The sequence below is a fragment of the Haloglycomyces albus DSM 45210 genome, from assembly GCF_000527155.1.
Taxonomy (GTDB): domain Bacteria; phylum Actinomycetota; class Actinomycetes; order Mycobacteriales; family Micromonosporaceae; genus Haloglycomyces; species Haloglycomyces albus.
On sequence record NZ_AZUQ01000001.1, the window covers coordinates 478663 to 496753 of the forward strand.

14 protein-coding genes are annotated in these 18091 nt (G+C 61.0%); 5 read left to right on the top strand and 9 right to left on the bottom strand.

All coding sequences use genetic code 11. From position 1 onward, the window contains the following. Positions 1-207 precede the first annotated feature (207 nt). The 3 genes from HALAL_RS0102405 to HALAL_RS0102415 form a co-directional block, all read right to left on the bottom strand. Positions 208-1749: a stealth family protein gene (locus HALAL_RS0102405; RefSeq protein ID WP_084471820.1), complete on the bottom strand. Its 1542-nt coding sequence runs from the start codon at positions 1747-1749 to the stop codon at positions 208-210. A 286-nt stretch (positions 1750-2035) separates the two neighbouring features. Beyond that, positions 2036-3862, bottom strand: a complete 1827-nt coding sequence (locus HALAL_RS0102410) for a glycoside hydrolase family 3 protein (RefSeq protein ID WP_025272472.1) — start codon at positions 3860-3862, stop codon at positions 2036-2038. A 150-nt stretch (positions 3863-4012) separates the two neighbouring features. After that, positions 4013-5413, bottom strand: a complete 1401-nt coding sequence (locus tag HALAL_RS0102415) for a mycothione reductase (RefSeq protein WP_025272473.1) — start codon at positions 5411-5413, stop codon at positions 4013-4015. A 242-nt stretch (positions 5414-5655) separates the two neighbouring features. Here HALAL_RS0102415 and HALAL_RS0102420 point away from each other — a divergent pair, with 242 nt between their 5' ends. Continuing rightward, positions 5656-7581 (top strand): glycoside hydrolase family 15 protein, encoded by a 1926-nt coding sequence (locus HALAL_RS0102420; protein WP_025272474.1) that lies wholly within the window; start codon positions 5656-5658, stop codon positions 7579-7581. Here the strand turns inward: HALAL_RS0102420 and HALAL_RS0102425 are convergent. The 4 genes from HALAL_RS0102425 to HALAL_RS0102440 form a co-directional block, all read right to left on the bottom strand. Beyond that, positions 7508-8305, bottom strand: coding sequence for an MHYT domain-containing protein (locus tag HALAL_RS0102425; RefSeq protein ID WP_025272475.1), 798 nt, complete (start codon positions 8303-8305; stop codon positions 7508-7510). The genes HALAL_RS0102420 and HALAL_RS0102425 overlap by 74 nt on opposite strands. Positions 8306-8720: 415 nt before the next feature. After that, complete coding sequence (locus tag HALAL_RS0102430) at positions 8721-9350, bottom strand: response regulator transcription factor (protein ID WP_025272476.1); 630 nt, start codon at positions 9348-9350, stop codon at positions 8721-8723. Further along, positions 9341-10522 (bottom strand): sensor histidine kinase, encoded by a 1182-nt coding sequence (locus HALAL_RS0102435; RefSeq protein WP_025272477.1) that lies wholly within the window; start codon positions 10520-10522, stop codon positions 9341-9343. Before HALAL_RS0102435 ends, HALAL_RS0102430 begins: the two co-directional genes overlap by 10 nt. A 149-nt stretch (positions 10523-10671) precedes the next feature. Next, positions 10672-11187, bottom strand: coding sequence for a hypothetical protein (locus HALAL_RS0102440; protein ID WP_156937562.1), 516 nt, complete (start codon positions 11185-11187; stop codon positions 10672-10674). 472 nt (positions 11188-11659) lie between these two features. Here HALAL_RS0102440 and HALAL_RS0102445 point away from each other — a divergent pair, with 472 nt between their 5' ends. Continuing rightward, on the top strand, positions 11660-11860 hold the full coding sequence (locus HALAL_RS0102445) for a hypothetical protein (RefSeq protein WP_025272479.1): 201 nt from the start codon (positions 11660-11662) through the stop codon (positions 11858-11860). Between the two features lie 37 nt (positions 11861-11897). After that, positions 11898-14291: an FtsX-like permease family protein gene (locus tag HALAL_RS0102450; protein ID WP_025272480.1), complete on the top strand. Its 2394-nt coding sequence runs from the start codon at positions 11898-11900 to the stop codon at positions 14289-14291. A 51-nt stretch (positions 14292-14342) separates the two neighbouring features. On the opposite strand, the gene HALAL_RS0102455 is transcribed toward HALAL_RS0102450, so the two are convergent. Then, the gene (locus HALAL_RS0102455; RefSeq protein ID WP_025272481.1) at positions 14343-15152 is read right to left on the bottom strand and encodes a helix-turn-helix transcriptional regulator; all 810 of its coding nucleotides are present in this window, start codon (positions 15150-15152) and stop codon (positions 14343-14345) included. Positions 15153-15255: 103 nt separating this feature from the next. Between HALAL_RS0102455 and HALAL_RS0102460 the strand changes: the two genes are divergently transcribed. Beyond that, on the top strand, positions 15256-16005 hold the full coding sequence (locus tag HALAL_RS0102460; protein WP_025272482.1) for an SDR family oxidoreductase: 750 nt from the start codon (positions 15256-15258) through the stop codon (positions 16003-16005). Positions 16006-16153: 148 nt separating this feature from the next. Here HALAL_RS0102460 and HALAL_RS0102465 read toward each other — a convergent pair whose 3' ends face one another. Beyond that, positions 16154-16702, bottom strand: coding sequence for an ArsR/SmtB family transcription factor (locus HALAL_RS0102465; RefSeq protein ID WP_025272483.1), 549 nt, complete (start codon positions 16700-16702; stop codon positions 16154-16156). 157 nt (positions 16703-16859) lie between these two features. Between HALAL_RS0102465 and HALAL_RS0102470 the strand changes: the two genes are divergently transcribed. Continuing rightward, complete coding sequence (locus tag HALAL_RS0102470; protein WP_281171591.1) at positions 16860-18053, top strand: MFS transporter; 1194 nt, start codon at positions 16860-16862, stop codon at positions 18051-18053. Positions 18054-18091 lie beyond the last annotated feature (38 nt).

Consider the following 18091-nt stretch of genomic DNA (forward strand, 5'->3'; position numbering starts at 1 on the left):
CCACTACATCACCCCACTCGGGTTCGTTCCCTGCTTCCGCCACCAAGATAGTCACGGGCAGTCGATTCCCATTGGCTTATCGTTCCTTGTTTCCCCTCCCCGACCAGTCGATTCAGTATGGAGCAGGAACGGAAACCGTTTCTGTAAGCGGATCTACAGAATCCATTATATCGTCATCTATCAATTGAGAGTGCTCTTTTGCGGTGCTCAGTCGTTCCGTTTTTCCACCGGGCTCGGCTCCGGCAGGAACCGTTCGAAGAAACTCTGACAGACCTCGTGCAGCAGATCCGGTGCGATTCCGTCGGAATCGGCGTCGTTCAAACACAGAAAATCGTATGAGGCACCCTTCAAAAACTCCCGCAGGCGGGTGGGCGTCGACGCCTGTTCCAGTCCCGCGTAAAAGAGTCGAGCGTGGCCCGGAGTGGCGCGCTGGGTCAAATAGGCCCAGTAGTGATGGAGCGACGAGGTCAAAGATATGTCGCTGGGATGTCGGAACGGCTGTGTGGCCGTTTCCCGTAGGCGATCCGGATACTCCGCTTCGATTTCCCGAAGCACCTCCTTGTTCAAGGCATGCGGAGTGTGTTTCATTTTCTGCCGGTTGACCGAGCCGAATCTGTCCATCAGAATCCGGCGGTTGTTCTTGGCCGCCTGGTCGACCGGAATGTCGTGGTCGTTGACCGGCATACCGTTGATACGCGCCGGGGACGGGAAGAAGTGCGTCATTCCCGTGGCGGTGAAAAATTTGCTCGGAGAGGTCGGCCGCGCCAACAGCACGTCGTCGTTGAAGTAGAGAAACTGCTCGCTCAAACCAGGAATATGATGAAGCCTCGTTTCAATCGCCTGTGAATTGAACGAATGGTCCACTCCGACATCGCGAAAGATCTCCCGATGCGACACAACGGTGATCCGACTGCTCGATTCGTCCAGCCAGGACGGTACCTGGTCGTCGGTGACCAGGTAGACGTGGCGAACCCACGGCGCGAAGGCGAAAAGAGACCGCATCGAGTACTTCAACTCGTCGCGATTGGCGAAACGGGAATCGTTCGAGGAGAGCTTGGACGGCGAGCGCCCCAGCTTCTCCAAGGCGCGGTTCTTTCGGTCGTTCCAATCGGGGTCGCTGCCGTCGACCCAGGTGTAGACCACGTCGATGGGGAATCGGATGGAGAAGGTGTCCGGTGCGATGAGGCTGGGAAAGGTCGGGTACTTGCGTCCGTCCGCCGCATCGTCGTATAGCCAGCTGAAGTCGCGTTCCTCGCCTTGTACCAGGAGGGGGCCTTCGGAGCGTTTGACGGCGAGCGAATTCTGCACTGGTGACACCATGGCTTCGCCGTTCGAGTTCCACAGCGCGACGATGCACCTGTGGTTGGATTTCGGCAGTGATATCGACCAGGCCTGTCCGTTCTCGCAGGGCCATCGGGTGACGCGCAGTTCTGCAGTGCGGAGGGCGGGAAGGACGCTTGAGACGAAGGTGTCGTGGTTTTCGGGGAGTACACCGAGTTGAGTGTGGTTGTAGCGATGGTCGGGTATGCGGAAGTATTCGCAGCCGGCGGAGTCGAAACACGCGATGATGCCGGTCAGTAGTCTCTCGCGTTCCTGTAGTGGGTGCTGGCGTGCGACGGCCTGACGTCGTGCGTTTCGGCTGGACCAGCGATCGGTTTGGCGTGCGGTCCACTGGGTGAGTGTCAATCGTTGACCGGACGGCACCAGCTTGATCAGTCGGCGTTGTATCGGTTTGACCACTGTTGACATTGCCTGCCCCACTCATCGTTGAATCGAACCGCCTCAATGGGGTCGCCTTCCGGGGCGGCCAGACCCGATCAATGGGCGATGGAAACGTTACGGAACCGATATCATAACGCTCGGTGAATGGCTGTTCTCGCACCATGTGAAAATTTATGATACAACCAACTGAGATATATTCATTTTTAATCGTTTGGGACTTGTGTACCTCCCCTATCGATCGGGCAGCACTGGCACGTCGAACGCCTCAACTCCAATGCCGCCCGATCACGATTGCGAGGAGCTCCCACTCGATCTAGAGATCGACCGGAAGTGACGCCGACGCTTCCAGGCGTCCGGTGACGATGCCCGATACCGATGCCATTGCCTCGGCCACTTGGGAATACGTTGCCATGGACACGACTCCCTGGGGGAAGTTCGCCACGTCGTAGGGCTTGGCCATGGATACGGCCGCCGTCGGCGTACCCGAGGAATTGACCGACGTGACCAACTCGATCTGATTTCCGCCCGCCATCGCGTCGGCACACAACACCACCGCAAAATCAGCGTTACCGGCGGTCGAGGCGGCATTGGAAATCGATTGCCAGGTGGGACTGTCACCGGTCACGGTGCCGGAGGCTGACATTCCGTCGGACTCCAAGGCGCTCACTATATTGTTGACCACCGCATCCGAAGGCCCGAAGACCGCGACCGAACCACCCGTGGCCGCCGGTAGGATTCCTCCTCCATCGACAACGGTGACCGTCTTGTCGAACAATGCCTGAGCCGCTTCACCGTTAGAGTCCGAACCGACTGTTTCCTCCGCCGTGGCAACGGCCTCGTCAGTCGAGAGCGGTTCCCCGGTCAGCCCCCGGTGGTAGCGCAGACGAAGGAGACGGCGCACCGACTGATCGATGCGCTCTTCGGATATCGTGCCGTCGTTGGCCGCCGTCACGACCGCGTTATAGGCGGTCTCCAGATCGTTCGGCATCAGAAGGAGATCAGCCCCGGCCTGCAACGCCAGCACCGGAATTTCGGCGTCGCTGTGCTGCACGCGTACGCCTTCCATGTCGAGCGCATCGGTGCTGATGACGCCCTCGTAGCCCAGCTCCTCGCGCATGAGCCCGGTCAAGATCGGTTCCGACAGCGTCGCGGGGGTATTGCTGTCGTCCAAAGCGGGGAACTCGAGGTGAGCACTCATCACCATGTCGATGTCCGCTTCCACCGCGGCGGCAAAGGGCGGGCGGTCGATCGACCGCCACTCTTCTTCCGAATGCGTGATCACGGGCAATCCCACATGAGAGTCCACATCGGTGTCACCGTGGCCGGGGAAGTGTTTGGCACAGGCCGACACGCTTTCTCCGAAGGTCGCGTATCCCTCGACCTGCCCGGCCACCATTTCGGCGGCCACCTCCGGGTCGGCGGAGAAGGAACGACGCCCGATGACGGGATTGTTCGGATTGACGTTGACGTCGGCGACGGGGGCGAAGTTGACGTTGATTCCCATGGCGCGCAATTCGGAACCGTTGATGTACGCGGCTTCCTTCGCCACGTCGACGTCCTGTGTGGCTCCGATGGCCATCGCAGGCGGGAGATACGTGGCGGGACGTCCGATACGGGTCACCGCACCGTGTTCTTGGTCCACCCCGATCAGGGCGTGAATCCCCAGTTCGTCAAACGACGCCTGCTGGATTCCGGCCGACAGACGGGCGATCTGCGCCGGATCGGAGACATTGTCCGCCCAGTCAAAATAGATGATTCCGCCGACTCGGTAACTCGCGATGAGTTCGGCGGCGTTGTTCACGCCGTAGCGTTGCTGGTTGGCTGAAGTGAACGCACCGTTCGCGGTGTCGGCCGCGTCTCCGTGGACGTACACCATGAACAACTGTCCGACCTTGGTCTCCAAGTCCATCTCCTGGATCACCGAATCGACCCAGGCCTCGCGTTCCTCGACGCTGAACGAGCTCGGCTCGGTGGTGTTGGGATTGGGCTTTTCGGGGTCTTCACTGCCGTCGGACTCGGTCGCGTCTCCGCTCAGCTTCCAGGCGGCATAGCCGCCCGCTCCGACGACTCCCACCCCTCCGGCGACGGCGATGAGCGATCGTCGTGAGACGGATTTCCCACGTTTGGGCTCGTCAACCACGTTCTCTCCCTTTCACATGACACGGACACATTAGTTTGAAGGCTACCTTTGTATCAGTATTCTTAGCCAGGGGTAACCGTCGAAGTGAGTTCTTCCCGCCGTGCACGCGCGTTCAAGAGGCGGTTCGGCGATTGCCGCCGAGTATCGCGCTCACTCTCTACCCGGCAGTTTGAGGAGCGCGTTTTCCACGACTTCGGTCAATGCCGGGTGAATCCAGTACTGCGATTGAGCCATCGTGACCGCATCTGTTCCCAAGGTCATGGCTTGCACGAGCGGTTGAATCAGGGTGGCCGCTTGCGGCCCGATGATGTGAGCTCCCAGGATCTGCAGGGCCTGCCGGTGTGCGATCAATTTGACGAATCCGGTCGTGTCCTCCATGGCCCAGCCGTAGGCAACGTCCGAGTATGGGTGAACGGCACTGACATACTCCACTCCGGTGTCCCGGGCCTCCTGTTCGGTGATGCCGACCGAAGCGATCTGAGGGTGAGAGAACACCGCATGCGGCACCGCGTCGCTCTTCGAACGCACCATGTTCTCGGGATTCAACAGATTATGTCGGACGACTTTGGCATCCCCGTTGGCGACGTGTTTGAGTTGATACGGCGAACTGACGTCCCCCAACGCCCAGACTCCGTCCACCGAGGTGCACTGGTAGTCGTCCACCGAAATGCGCCCGTCCTTGTGGAGAACCAGATCCCCGGTCTCCGCATCGATCATGTCACTGTTCGGGCGTCGCCCGACCGCGACCAACAAGAGATCGGTCTCGACCGTCTCCGGGCCGTCGGGTCCGTCCAGGGCCACGATCGTGTTCGAACCGTCCCGCACTACCCGGCGAACGTCGCGATGGCGGAGGTAGGTCCATTGCCGCTCGGCCACCTCGCTGAACCGCTGGGAGACGGCCTCGTCCTCGCCGCGCAGCATACTGCCGCTACGCCCGATGACGGTGACCGCGACGCCCAAGGCCGCGAAGACATGTGCCATTTCCGCTGCGATGTATCCGGTACCCAGAATCACCATGCGCTCGGGAAGCTCCGCGATCCGCATAACGGAGTCGGACGTGTGGTACGCCACCTCGTCCAGCCCGGCGATGTCAGGGATGATCGGGCGCGAACCGGTCGCCACCACGATGTGCTCGGCCGTCATGGAGGTGATCTCGTCACCCGTATCCACTTCCACCGTTTTTGGATCGGTGAATCGGGCCGTTCCGTCATAGAGCGTGACATTGTCCTGGCCGTGCGCGCGATATTCCTTACCGCCGTCGGCAATGGGGTCGATCCGACCGAAGATGCGATCTCGTATCGCGGGCCAATCGATGCCGTTCAGCGTCAAGTCCACTCCCAGACGCTCTCCTTCCGCGGGCGAGCGCGCCACGTCCGCGGTGTGCACCAGCATTTTCGTCGGAATGCACCCGACGTTGAGGCAGGTGCCTCCGTATTTTGACTCGGAACCGACACCGTGATCGACGATCGCCACATTCCAGTGGGAAAAATCCTGGTCAACGATGGTGTTTCCAGATCCGGACCCGATGATGACGAGGTCGTATTCACGCATGCTGTCATCCTATCGGGTGTATCGGCACGATCGGGCCGCCATTGACGGCGAGATTGGACTCTCTTGACGGCCGAGTGGACGTTTGAACCGGCCATACACTCCAGCGAGGTTCGTTCCGGCTCGGCCGGTGATGTCCCTTGCGAGCACGACGCCTCCAATGACGGAATGTCACCATAATTACACCAGGAATATAAGACATGACGTAGCGTAAAACCGCTGTCGCACGTTCCGGAGGTAGGTCATTGAGCAGCCGTCCCATTGCCGACTATGCCGTTCTCGCCGACGGTCACACCGCTGCCTTGGTGTCGTCGCTCGGGTCCATCGATTGGCTGTGCCGCCCGGCTTTTGACAGCCCGTCCCTCTTCGGTCGACTTCTGGACGCCGATGCCGGGCATTGGTCCATTACTCCTGATGGAGTCACCCGGGTCAGTCGGCGTTATTTGACCGACTCCATGGCCCTTCGCACCGAGTTCGTCTGTACGACCGGAACAGTGGAGCTATGCGACGCGCAACTGCTGCGAGGCGGGGAGGCGTCGACCTCTCCACAAGCGCTGGCCCGCATCGTCACCTGCCTCGACGGGGAAGCCAAGGTCGACATCGTTTTCAAACCACGACCGGAGTACGGCCTGGTTCACCCGATCCTCACCCCTATCCCCGGTGGAGTGAGCGCGGTCGGTGGTCCGCTTCGCGTCACTCTGACCACTCCGGTGGAGATGCTGATCGGCCACGACGGCGCGACGGCAACGGCCCGTCTGCGTGCAGGTGACCGGTTGTGCTTCCTCACTCAGGCGGTACGCCTGTCCGATCCGGATCCCCTCCCCTGGCCGAGCGACGCCATTGAAGAGGCTTTCGATGAGACCGTCACCGCTTGGACGGAGTGGAATCAACGCCACCACCTTCAGCTCGGCGAACACGACGACCTCGTTCGACGTTCCCGGATGGTTCTCGAATCACTGCGCTACCAACCCACCGGAGCGATCGTGGCGGCCCCGACCACTTCGCTGCCCGAGGAGGTCGGCGGAGTGCGCAACTGGGACTACCGCTACTCCTGGTTGCGCGACGCCAGCTTTACCGTCCAGGCGCTGGCCACCAGCGGCTGCCAAAGAGAGGCCTTGGCGTATTTCGACTACTTGACCCACACGGCGGCGCATTATCACGCCACGAATCCGCTGCAGATCATGTTCGGCATTCGTGGACATCATGACCTGTCGGAACGACATCTGGATCATTTGTCCGGATGGCGTGATTCCCGGCCGGTTCGGGTCGGAAACGGCGCTTGGCGACAACCGCAACTGGACGTCTACGGGGAGTTGCTCAATGCCGCCTGGCAGGTGCGCGATCACCTGGCGAGCCTCTCTCCGGCCACCACCCGCCTGCTCTGCCAGATCGCCGATGCCGCCGCCGAGCAATGGGGCACAACGGACAACGGGATCTGGGAGGTACGCGGTCAACCGCGTCACTTTACCTACTCGAAGGTGATGTGCTGGGTGGCTCTGGATCGGGCGATCAAATTGGCACCCGTCCTCGGTTCCGACGAGCACGTCGACCATTGGGCGACCGAGCGCGAACGGATCCGCGACGCCGTGGAGAACCGCAGCTGGAATCCCAACATTGCCGCCTTCACCGCCGGGTTCGACTCGGAAGACCTCGACGCTTCCGTCCTCACCCTCCCGCTTGTGGGGTTCCTTCCCGGCGGCGACTCCCGCATTGTGTCGACGGTGGACGCCATCGCCGAACACCTGACCGATCGTCGTGGCCTCACTCTGCGCTACCGAATTTCCGGACAGGACGGTGTGGCGGGCGGTGAGGGGTCGTTTCTCCTGTGCACGTTCTGGTTGGTGGAAGCGCTGACCGCGACCGGGCAACGGCGACGGGCCGAGCGTTTGTTTCAAAAGGCCTGCGGGTACGTCAACGACGTTGGCCTATTGTCCGAAGAAGTGGACGGAGCCACCGGCGAACTGCTGGGTAATTTCCCGCAGGCGTTCAGCCATATCGGCCTGATCAACGCCGCCACGGCCCTTTTCCACGCCGAGGACGAATTATCGGGCGCGGACCTCTCGTTCGCCGTTCCTCTCCTGCTGACGCGGCGTCGCCTTACAGCTCACCGCCGACCGCTCGCGGCGTTGACGACTCCGCATCGTCCTTGTCGGACGCATCGTTCCGTGTAAAGAGGACGAAGAGGAACACATTGATGATCACGGCGGCGAGTACGACGATCGGGATAGTCAGCATGATCGGGTCCATGCCGTCCACTCCGATGAGCCCCTCGATGGGCGTGACACTGACGCCCATCATCCCGGTGTAGTGCATGACGCAAATGGCCACGGCCATGATCAGTGCTCCCAGAATCTGCCCGGTTCTGCCTCTGAGCCATAGGGCAAAAGCCAACGCCACGATCGCGGCGACCACCGCGATGACGGCCGCGGCGATCACATAACCGTGATCGTGGTGCAGTCGACCGGATACGTTGATCGCGTGCATGCCCATGTAATGCATAACCACGATTCCCAACCCGGTCGGCGGGCCCGCCACGAGCACGCGCCAGAGCGAGCGCCGCCGTGCCCCGGCGACGATGAACAGACCAAAGGAGACGGCGACGATCGACGCGACCAATGACAGCAACGTCATGCCCACGTCGTAGCGGAGGACGGATCCGTCGACGCGAAATCCGATCATGGCGGTAAAGTGCATCATCCATACCGCCGTCCCGCCCAGGGCGAGCGCCGCTAGAGCGATCCATCGATACCGGTCGCGCCACACCAGGTGACGTCGATGTCGTCCGGAACGGGCGATGGTAATACAGGCGAGGGCGATCCATGAGCCGACGAAGGCGAACATGAAACCCATGACGGGCGTGATCCAGCCGTAGCTGAAGTGGTTGATGTCGTACACGCGCGGCGATCCTTCCGGGGTAGCAGGTCTGGCGCAGTTTCTCGGTGGGCACCCGATGGATCGTGCTTGGCTGCGCACGTTGGGCACACCGTGCCACCGAGTCGGTTGTCGTGTGTGCCCTGTCGGTCCGACGTCGCGGTCCGTTCGATGGTGTTCGTTGGGCACACGGTGGAACGCAATGTGGCTTGTGCTCCACTTGGGTCTGGTCGGACCACGTGGAGTCGTTGGTCGAATTGCGGACCGCTCGTCATGGTAGTACACGCATACGACGAACCTACTAATTGGTAACCAATACCTGTACTCTGTGATGGCCCGATACGCAGGATCTTTAGTTCTCACCGCGAACCTAAAGATTCGAGTATGGCCTGCGGTATTACGAAAGCAACATTCATATTCCACTCGAAAGGGTGGGCGACTATCGGGTTTCGAGATAGCGCAGGACGGCCGCCACCCGCCGGTCGGCCGTCGGGCCCAAATCGAGCTTCCGAAAGATGGCTCGGATGTGTTTGTGCACGGTGTTGTCACTGATATACAGTCTTCCGGCGATGGCGGGATTGCCCAGACCTTCCGCCATAAGCCGCAGAACCTCGCCTTCCCGCGCGGTCAAGTCCGCGACCGGACTTCGGGCGAACAACTGCGCGACGACTTCCGGGTCAATGGCGGTTCCGCCTCCCGCCACCCGATCCAGAGCCTCGGTGAAGGCTTCCACGCGTCCGACCCGCTCCTTGAGAAGATAGCCGATCCCTCGTGAGCCTTCCGCAAGCAGGTCGGTGGCAAAACTCTGCTCCACATAGGCCGATAGGACCAGCACCGCCAGCCCCGGTATCCGGCGGCGCGCCTCCACCGCCGCCCGTACGCCTTCGTCGGTATGCGTCGGAGGCATCCGAACATCCACAATCGCGGCGTCAGGGATGGAGTCGGCCACCGCCTCCAGAAACGCGTCGGCATTGGACACTGCCGTCAGCACCTCATGCCCTTGGGTTTGCAGAATGAGGCTCAATCCCTCACGCAGCAACGCATCGTCCTCGGCAATGATCACCCGCATGGAATCTCCGCTTCTATGGTCGTCCCTTGGCCCGCCGCACTGTGAATCTCCACACGCCCATCGTGAGCCTCCACTCGCCGTTTGATCCCCGCCAAACCGGTTCCGTCCTCTGCGCGAGCCCCGCCCGCACCATTGTCGCCTATCCGGATCTGCAGGAGCTCATCCAGCTGTGTCACCTCCACCCACGCTCGGCCGGCCTCACTGTGCTTGGCGGTGTTGGTGAGCGCTTCGGCCACCACGAAGTAGATCGTCGCCTCCACTCCGGCCGGACTACGACCCACCGAACATCTCACAGTGCACGGTACCGAGCTCTCCGCCGCCAAGGTGCGCAATGCCCCGTCCAGACCACGGTCCTCCAATACCGGCGGCAGGATACTGCGCACCACCGAACGCAGTTCCGCAAGCGCCTCCTCGGCTCCCGATTGGAGTCGTTCCAGTATTCGTTCGGCCTGCCGTGGGTCCGAGTGCAGGGCTTGTCGTGCCGCTCCGCTCAACATGGTCACGCCGACCAGACGGTTCTGAGCTCCGTCGTGCAGGGCGCGTTCGATGCGTCGCAGTTCGACGGCGTGGGCGTCCAGGGCGGCGGCACGTGTGGTGGTCAGGTGTTCAACCTGACGGAGAAGATCATCAGACGACGAGAGCAGACGTTCAGCGTATTTGTGTTGCAGGTCGGGGAGCCTGGGTATGACGACGATCCATACTGCCGCCCATACGACTCCCAACAGCGTCGCCAACCACGCCTGTGGCCAGGTGTTCAAGTATACAATCCCGTTGAATACCGTCGCGCCTTCCGGTGGGAGAAGATACCACCAGAGTGGAAAGGTCAGCTCTCGTACGGCGTTGACTCCGGCTTGGAGACCAAACACGCCGAGCAGAAGCCCCCAAGTCGCGTGCACTCCCAGCCAATACAGCTCTCGGCGCGAGTCGTCGTGGCCAATTCCAGGTTCATTACTTGGATACGGCAGTTTCAGACGTCGCCGTTCCACATTGGCGACCAAGCGCAGCAGACGCAGGTACCACGGCAGAAGGGCTATACCGATACCTACGAGACACAGAACCGCTACCGCCAGACCGAGCAGCAGCACGGACGCGGCAAGCAGTGACGTTCCGATCCCGACGATGAGGACGCCGGTGGCTCGCAGGGAACGGCGCAGGTGATTGGTGACGCGCATTGGTTTCAACACTAAGTAGCGGTAGGTCGAGCCGCCACCGGATCGCGGCGACCGGGCCGACGCCTCAAACCGCGAGGAATCCGGGATATGACCGTGGGATCGGACCGTTCCCTACCGACCACAGTCCAACCCGTTGTCCCCACCGGAGGCTATGCGGCCAGGCGACGAAATTCCTTTTCGCCGTCCGGGACATAGTTGACCGCCGCCTCCGGCTGAAACGTGTGAACCGCCGCGGCCAAACATTGCTCGTCGGCCATCACGTAGAAGATCGTATTCCCGGCGGCCCGTCGATGGAGGCGGAACCATGCCCGGTCGTATTGCCGTTCCCATACCGACTCTCGTGCTTCCCGCCCCCGCCCTGGTTTGAGCCGGGCGCCGATGTGCAGCCACCGTGTGTTCGGACTGCGCACGCTGACCTGCTTATGTTCAATAATGTCGATGGATTCGATGTCGCCCCAGTGGTGAAAGCGCGGCAGTCCCCACCAGTTCGGGTATAGAGTCAGGCCATGCTCCCGGATTCGGGCTACCGGCAGAGCCCCTACCGCCCGTGGAACCAGGACCAGCAGCACGACCACCGCGAGCACACCCCAGGCGTACCAAGCGGGATCCGGGTAGACGATTACGGTCCACCCTACGGCCACCGCCGTAAATATCGCAGTCCACATCAGAAATACCCTGTTCGGGCGGTTGAAAATCCACATCGTCACGTTCTCACTGGTCCGGGGTCCTAAACATCGACAGCGCCATCCCACACCCCTGGGAACAGACGCGTTGATGTGACTGAATACAGTTTGTTCTTTGCTCAGTTGCTGGTGACTGCGAAGCTGTCGGCAAGTTGCAGGGCATTCGCAGACCGTTGAATTTGCGCGTCTGCGAGCAGGACCGGCGTCTCGCTACGTCGAGTCGTTTGCGACGCTGACCCTGTTCGGGCTCGGTTTTGACAGTGGCCCGTTCGCGTTTGGTCATACGTTATCATCGACGGCCTGGCTGCGTCTGGCACCTATTGCAGTCAGAGCAAAGTCACCTCTCCTATGTATTCCGTGGTACAGCCTCCTGTACTACGGTTTGGTCGTTTGTGGGCATGGTGAGCGGCGCGATTCGCTCTAGCGTTGAAAGAACCACCACGAAAGGGAGAGCATGAACACCCACCACAGCGATCGCAATACCGGCAGCCCGACCGTGACCACATTGCTGTGGACGGCCATAGCCGTGTGCGCCGGTATCAATACCGGCCTGTCCATGACCGGACACGTCGCATTCGGAGCGATCGCGGGAATCGTCGCCGTTGTACTACTCGTGGCCGTCGGAGTCCGTAACCTACGCCACCGTCGGCAATGAACTCCCTGCGCCGCAATCAACCCCAGGACTGCACCCCATGAAGCGGAAAAACCGTCACCGACGAAACCGACTGCCTCAGCTGCGGCGAAGCGGACTGATCGCCGTTGCTCTCGCCGCCCTGGGCGGGGCGATGTTGATCGTTCCCACCTTGATCGTCGCCGAAACGAGTCTACGGTGGCAGCCCGGCCTCGATCACCTGATGAAGGCGGACATCATCGTCGCGGCCGACCAGGAAGTCGACGTTCCCGAAGATCTCGATATCTCTCTGCCCCAACGCGCCACGGTCGCCACGGATCTGGCCGACGACATCGCGACCATCGACGGGGTCGGCGATGCCTGGCCGGAAATATCCTTTCCTGTCGCCGGTCTGGCCGAACAGCAAACCGGGTACGCCTGGCGGGACGGCATTACCGACCTCGAACAAGGTCGTTCACCAGAGGGCGAGGACGAAGTCGCGGCGTCAACCAATATCGACGCCGTTCCTGGTGACCGTCTCGACCTGGTAGTCAACGGCAACACCACCACCGTCACCGTCGTCGGCACGGTTTCGGAACCCGGACTGTACTTCGATTCCGCAACCGCGAATTCGTTCTACGCCAAGACCGGACACGCCGATTTCATCGCCGTCAACGTCAACAGCACCACCGACCTCGACGCGGTGACTAACAGTATCGATACGACCGTCGCCGATTCCGAGCTCCACATTTACACCGGTAAGGAACGCGGGCAGGCGCAAGCCCCACCGGGCCAGTCCACTACGCTGCTGTTCCTTCTTACCAACGCGGTCGGCGGGACACTACTGCTTTTGGTGGGTTTCATCGTGGCCGCAGCGATCTCGGTCGCGGTAGCAGGACAACGTCACGAACTGGCACTCCTACGACTCATCGGAGCGACGCCTGCGAAAGTCCGCAACACCATTGCCTCCCAGGCGAGCCGCGCGGCACTCATCGGAGCGATTCCCGGAATCGCCGCCGGATACCTCCTCGCGCCGCCCTTTCTGGAACTGATTCGCGCCGAAGGATTCGTACCCGACGCCCTGAGCTTGACCTGGAGCCCGATCCCCGCCGTCGCGTTCCTCGTCCTCCTCGTCGCCGTCGTGCACCTCGCCGCCCGCGCCGCCGCCCTGTCTACGTCACGACAGCCCGCCATAGCCGCAGTACGCGACAGCACCACCGAACCAAAAACACCCGGACAAACGCGAACCACCGCTGGGATCGCGCTGACGGCCCTGGCGTTGACCACAATGCTCGTCCCCCTCTTCGCCCGCACCGAAGCGGCCTTCATCGCCATAGGTTCTGCCGTCATCCCCGCCGTGATCGGATTCGCGCTCGCCGGTCCACGACTGTGGCAACGCCTCGGTCGCCACCTCCGGCGACAACGACGCACCGTCACCGCCGAGCTCGCCGTTGCCAATGTTCATACCTTCCCGATGCGCATGTCCGGTGCCACCACGGTCCTCGTGCTCGCCATAAGCCTGACCGTCTCCCAGGTCTCGTCGAAAACCACCCTGGCCGAAGCGCAGGAACACGACATGACGGAAGGGTTCGCAGCCTCTACCACCACGATTACCGCACAACAGGACGGAGCGATAGGGCTCCCAACCCTTCACGACGTCCGCACCCTACCCGGCGTTGAGCGAGCGGCGATCATGGCCACCACAACGGTTATATCCGACCGCTTCGACGGAATGAGCGCCCATCAGGTAAAGGCGGTCACCGGCGACGTCAACGACCTCATCGACCCCGATGTGACCGACGGAAAACTGCGCCTGACCGGCTCCACCGTCGCGATCGACACCACCACCTCCTGGATGGAAAACGCGGAAGTCGGCGACTCGGTCTCCATCACGCTCCCCAACGGAACCGAGGCGAACCCCGACGTCGTCGCCGTCTATCAGCGCGGCATGGGATTCGGTCCCTATCTGCTGTCGGCGGACCTGTTGCCCGACGGAAGCACCTTCGACACCGTCCTCACCTCCGGTGGCAGCGAAGCCGTCACCGCCTGGTCCGCCGAACATCCCGCCGTGACGGTGCTGGACGAACCACCGACCGCCGCCGACACCAGCGGCCTGACGCTTGACTCCATCATCGCGCTCGCGATACTGGCCTACGTGCTTCTGGGAATCGCGAATAACCTCGTCGCCGGAATACTTCGCCGCCGCAAGGAATTCCACACCCTCCTGCGGCTCGGAGCCTCACGCAGGCAAGTACGCGCTATGACCCGCTATGAAGTATTGCTGCTGTGCCTCATGGCCGTCGCCGCCAGTGGAGTATTGACGATCCTTCCGACTTCTCTGCTTGGACTGGTGTTCCTCGGCGAACCGTGGCCGCACGGACCAGCGTGGTACCTTCCGGCCACCATCACTGCCGTCGTCGCGATTACTTACGCGGCCATGATGCTACCGACTCGCTTGGCCTATCGTTCCACTTAAGACTGGCTCTCACCATTGCCTACCCCGTTAGACCCAGAAGATACAAGCCGCTCAGGCCACTTCCCTGAGTCGCTTCAGGGCACGTTCCGAGGCAGAACCCGGATGGGGAACATAAACCACCAGTCGAAACGCGGTTCCAGGGATATCCAATACCTGACTCTCGATTTCAATCGGTCCCACCACAGGATGGACGACGCTCTTCGTCTGGGTTCTACGAACGGCTACCTCATGTTGGTTCCAGACGTCCTCGAATTCTGCACTAACGCCCAGCAATTCATCGACCAAAGAAGTCAATCGACTGTCTGAGGGGTTCTGTGCCAGATGGGCTCGCATATCCGCGACACAGCTGCGAACAAACGCCAGGTGCTGTGGATCCGATACGTCCCGCAACGCACCGACGAACGTCGCACGGATGATATTGCGGTCGGCAGGACCGAAATGGGACAAACCCATGAACGCGTCCGCGAGTTCGTTCCAGGTCACAATATCGTAGGACGCGTTCACCACATAGGCGGGAAATTCCGTAAGCCCGGCCAAAAAATTCCGAATCGTGGACGGCACGGTTTCGTTGTCCGAAACCGAATCCGCAACCTCTCCGACCACATTGCACAGGTACACGTACTGATCGCGATCAAGCCGAAACGCTTGAGCGAGCGCGTTCAACACGCTCCGGGACGGTCGCGGCCCGCGCGCCTGCTCCAGGCGAATGTAGTACTCCACCGAAATATCCGCCAGTTGAGCGACCTCCTGCCGCCGAAGGCCAGGCGTCCTTCGCCGCCCGACGTCGGGGAGCCCGACATCAGCGGGACGAGTTCCCCTACGCCGCGCGCGAAGAAAATCAGCCAGCAATCGTTTGTCCATACCCACAGCTTGGCGGAATCGCACCGCGACGTCCACCTGGTACTGGCGATACCACCATTAACGAGGTCTTCCTAGGTGCGGCTTCGGTCGACAACCTGAACGAATGGACAAAACAGTACTCATCACCGGAAGCAATAAGGGAATCGGATTGGCAACGGCTCGTGAACTGGGATCGCGCGGTAACAACGTCATCCTTGCCGCTCGTTCGCAGCAGCGGGTTCACGACGCTGCGGACGCCCTCTCACGGGAGGGAATCAACGCCGACCCCGTGGAGCTCGACGTCACCGACTCGACCAGCGTGTCCGCCGCTGTTCACCATGTGACCGATACCTACGGCAAGCTCGACGTTCTCATCAACAACGCCGGCATTGCCATGTCCGACGGCAGCGGAAACACCAGTGAACTCACCCGAGACACCATGCATCGTGTCTTCGAAACGAACGTGTACGGCGTTCTGACCGTCACCAACGCGTTCCTTCCGCTGCTTCATAAGTCCCCTGGCGGCCAGATCATCAATGTCTCCAGCGAGGCCGGGTCTCTGAACGTAGCCGGACGCGAGGACACTCCGTTGGCCGACATCCAAGCCGGGGCCTACGGAACGTCAAAGGCCGCTCTCAACATGCTGACGATTGCCTATGCCAAGGAACTACGGTCGACTCCAATTAGCGTCAACGCGGTGTCGCCCGGATTCACCGCCACGGATTTGAACGGGCGTCGCGGAATCAGAACCGTTGAAGAAGGCTCCCAAGCGATAGTCGATCTCGCGGTCATGGAAAACGACGTGCCGAACGGGACTTTTCGTTGCGATGGTCGCATTGACTTCCTGGGAGACACCGTCACCGTTCCCTGGTAAGCGATCAAACACCTCCGCGCGTTGAGCCACCCTGATCTTCTCGCCGGGCCTTGACGTCCATGACATCACTTCGATCAATGGTCGTCAGGGCCGGTCTCATCGCTCACAACGCTGGGCTGTTTCAATACGAACCGCAACCGGACACGGATTAGTGCCGGTATTCGTGAGCGGCGAAGAAAACCGAATACTCCTTGGCCGACGGGTCGTCGTCTTCCAGATTGACGTATTCATCGAATACTTCCTGCACACGACCCAGCAGTCCTTGCATTTGCTCTTCAGTCAGCTTCGCCGTAAAGGTACTGAACGACGTCATTTCCTCTACGTCCTCCGACTGGGCAATAAACGCCTGACGCATCGCGCGACTAACGCCGGGCGCAACCGATGGACTAAAGTCAAGCTGCCAGCTCAGCCCGGTCGCCCGATACGGGACCTCCCGCGCACCGCGATTACCGACCCGGGGCTCGCTTTCCTCCAGAAATCCGGTCTCCACCAGTTTGCGCACGTGATACAGGACCGTTCCCGGATTAAGCCCCAGCCTGACAGCGATCTCCTTGTTCGTCAGAGAGTTACGACGACACATCTGCAGGATACGCACCCGCACCTCGGAAGCGACCGCTTTAATTTGCTCCCTAGTAGCGGGGACTCGCTTCGGATCGCGATTGACTTCGTCATCGGTTTCAGTCGGATCATGAGGCATAACCCCAGAATAACCGCATGATGACAAAAGTCAACTGATTGAGATTACATCTAGTTGAATTTTCTCAACTGATTGAGTAATATCAACCGTATGTTGAAAGCGACTCAATCCGGCGCTCGTCAACCTTGACTTCAGGCGGCTGTACTACTCCAGCGCCGTGAGTTTCCTTAGCGTCTCGTTGATGACGTTCATCTTTCCGATGGTCGCCATCCTGGCCCTCGGTGCGGGGGAATTCGAGGCGGGCCTGATCGTGGCGCTCGAGAAGACCGCTTTCCTGCTCATCGGGTTGCCAGCGGGTGTGTGGGTCGATCGAATGCGCAGGAGGCCGGTACTCATTGGTGCCGACCTACTTCGGGCCGCTCTGCTTCTGTCCATTCCCGCAACCTGGGCAGTGGGGATGTTGACGCTGGAGCAGGTTTACCTGGTAGCACTGCTGCTTGGCGCGTGCACGGTGTTCTACGATGTCGCCTACGTCAGTTTTCTCCCCAGCATTGTGGAGCGAAGACTCACCGTGGACGCCAACGGACGCCTGGAAATACTCCGTTCCGGATCGGTACTTCTCGGGCCGGTCACGGGCGGAGCACTCGTCGGCTGGCTGGGAGCACCGCTCGCACTTCTGGCAAGCGGAGTAGGCATCGGCGCATCCACAGGATGGCTCACGAAAATCAACGTTCACGAACGCACAGAACCTATGAACTCCCAAGGAATGCGCCGTCAAGTGATGGAGGGCCCGCGATTCATTTGGAACGAGAAGGTTATCCGAGGAACGGCGATATGTACTGGGGCGGTGAACTTTTGCTTCAGCGGCTTCATGATCATGTTCGAAGTCCGCATGCTGCGTGATTTGGGGACCGCACCGCAAACCATGGGCTATATCGTATTGGTCGCGGGCTTGGGCGGAGTCGTGGGCGGCCTTGTCAACAAGCATCTCGTCAACCTGATCGGCTTCGGACGGACGATTTTCGCCGCTGCGGCTTGCATGCCGTGGGCCATTGCAATCGTCTGCCTAGCGGGGCCCGGGCTGTCCGGCATCGTCATCGCCGCTGCTGGAATGTTCCTGGCGACTGCGGCGATCGTGATATTCAACGTCAATCAGGTCAGTTATCGACAAACGATGACGCCGGACAACATGCTCGGACGACTGACCGCGTCCGTCCGGATGCTGGCCTGGGGAAGCATGCCGGCCGGGGCTCTTCTGGCGGGTATTGCGGGTGAAGTCTACGGCGCTCACGCCATCATGTGGGCGGCAGCAGCCGTTGCACTGCTTGGGGCACTTCCTCTCCTGACAACTCCGCTCTGGAAGATGAAGGAGCTGCCCGCTTCGAACGTGTCAGAAACCGCATCGGCCTGACGATCACAGTCTCGGCCGACCGGTCGATGGTCGCGGCA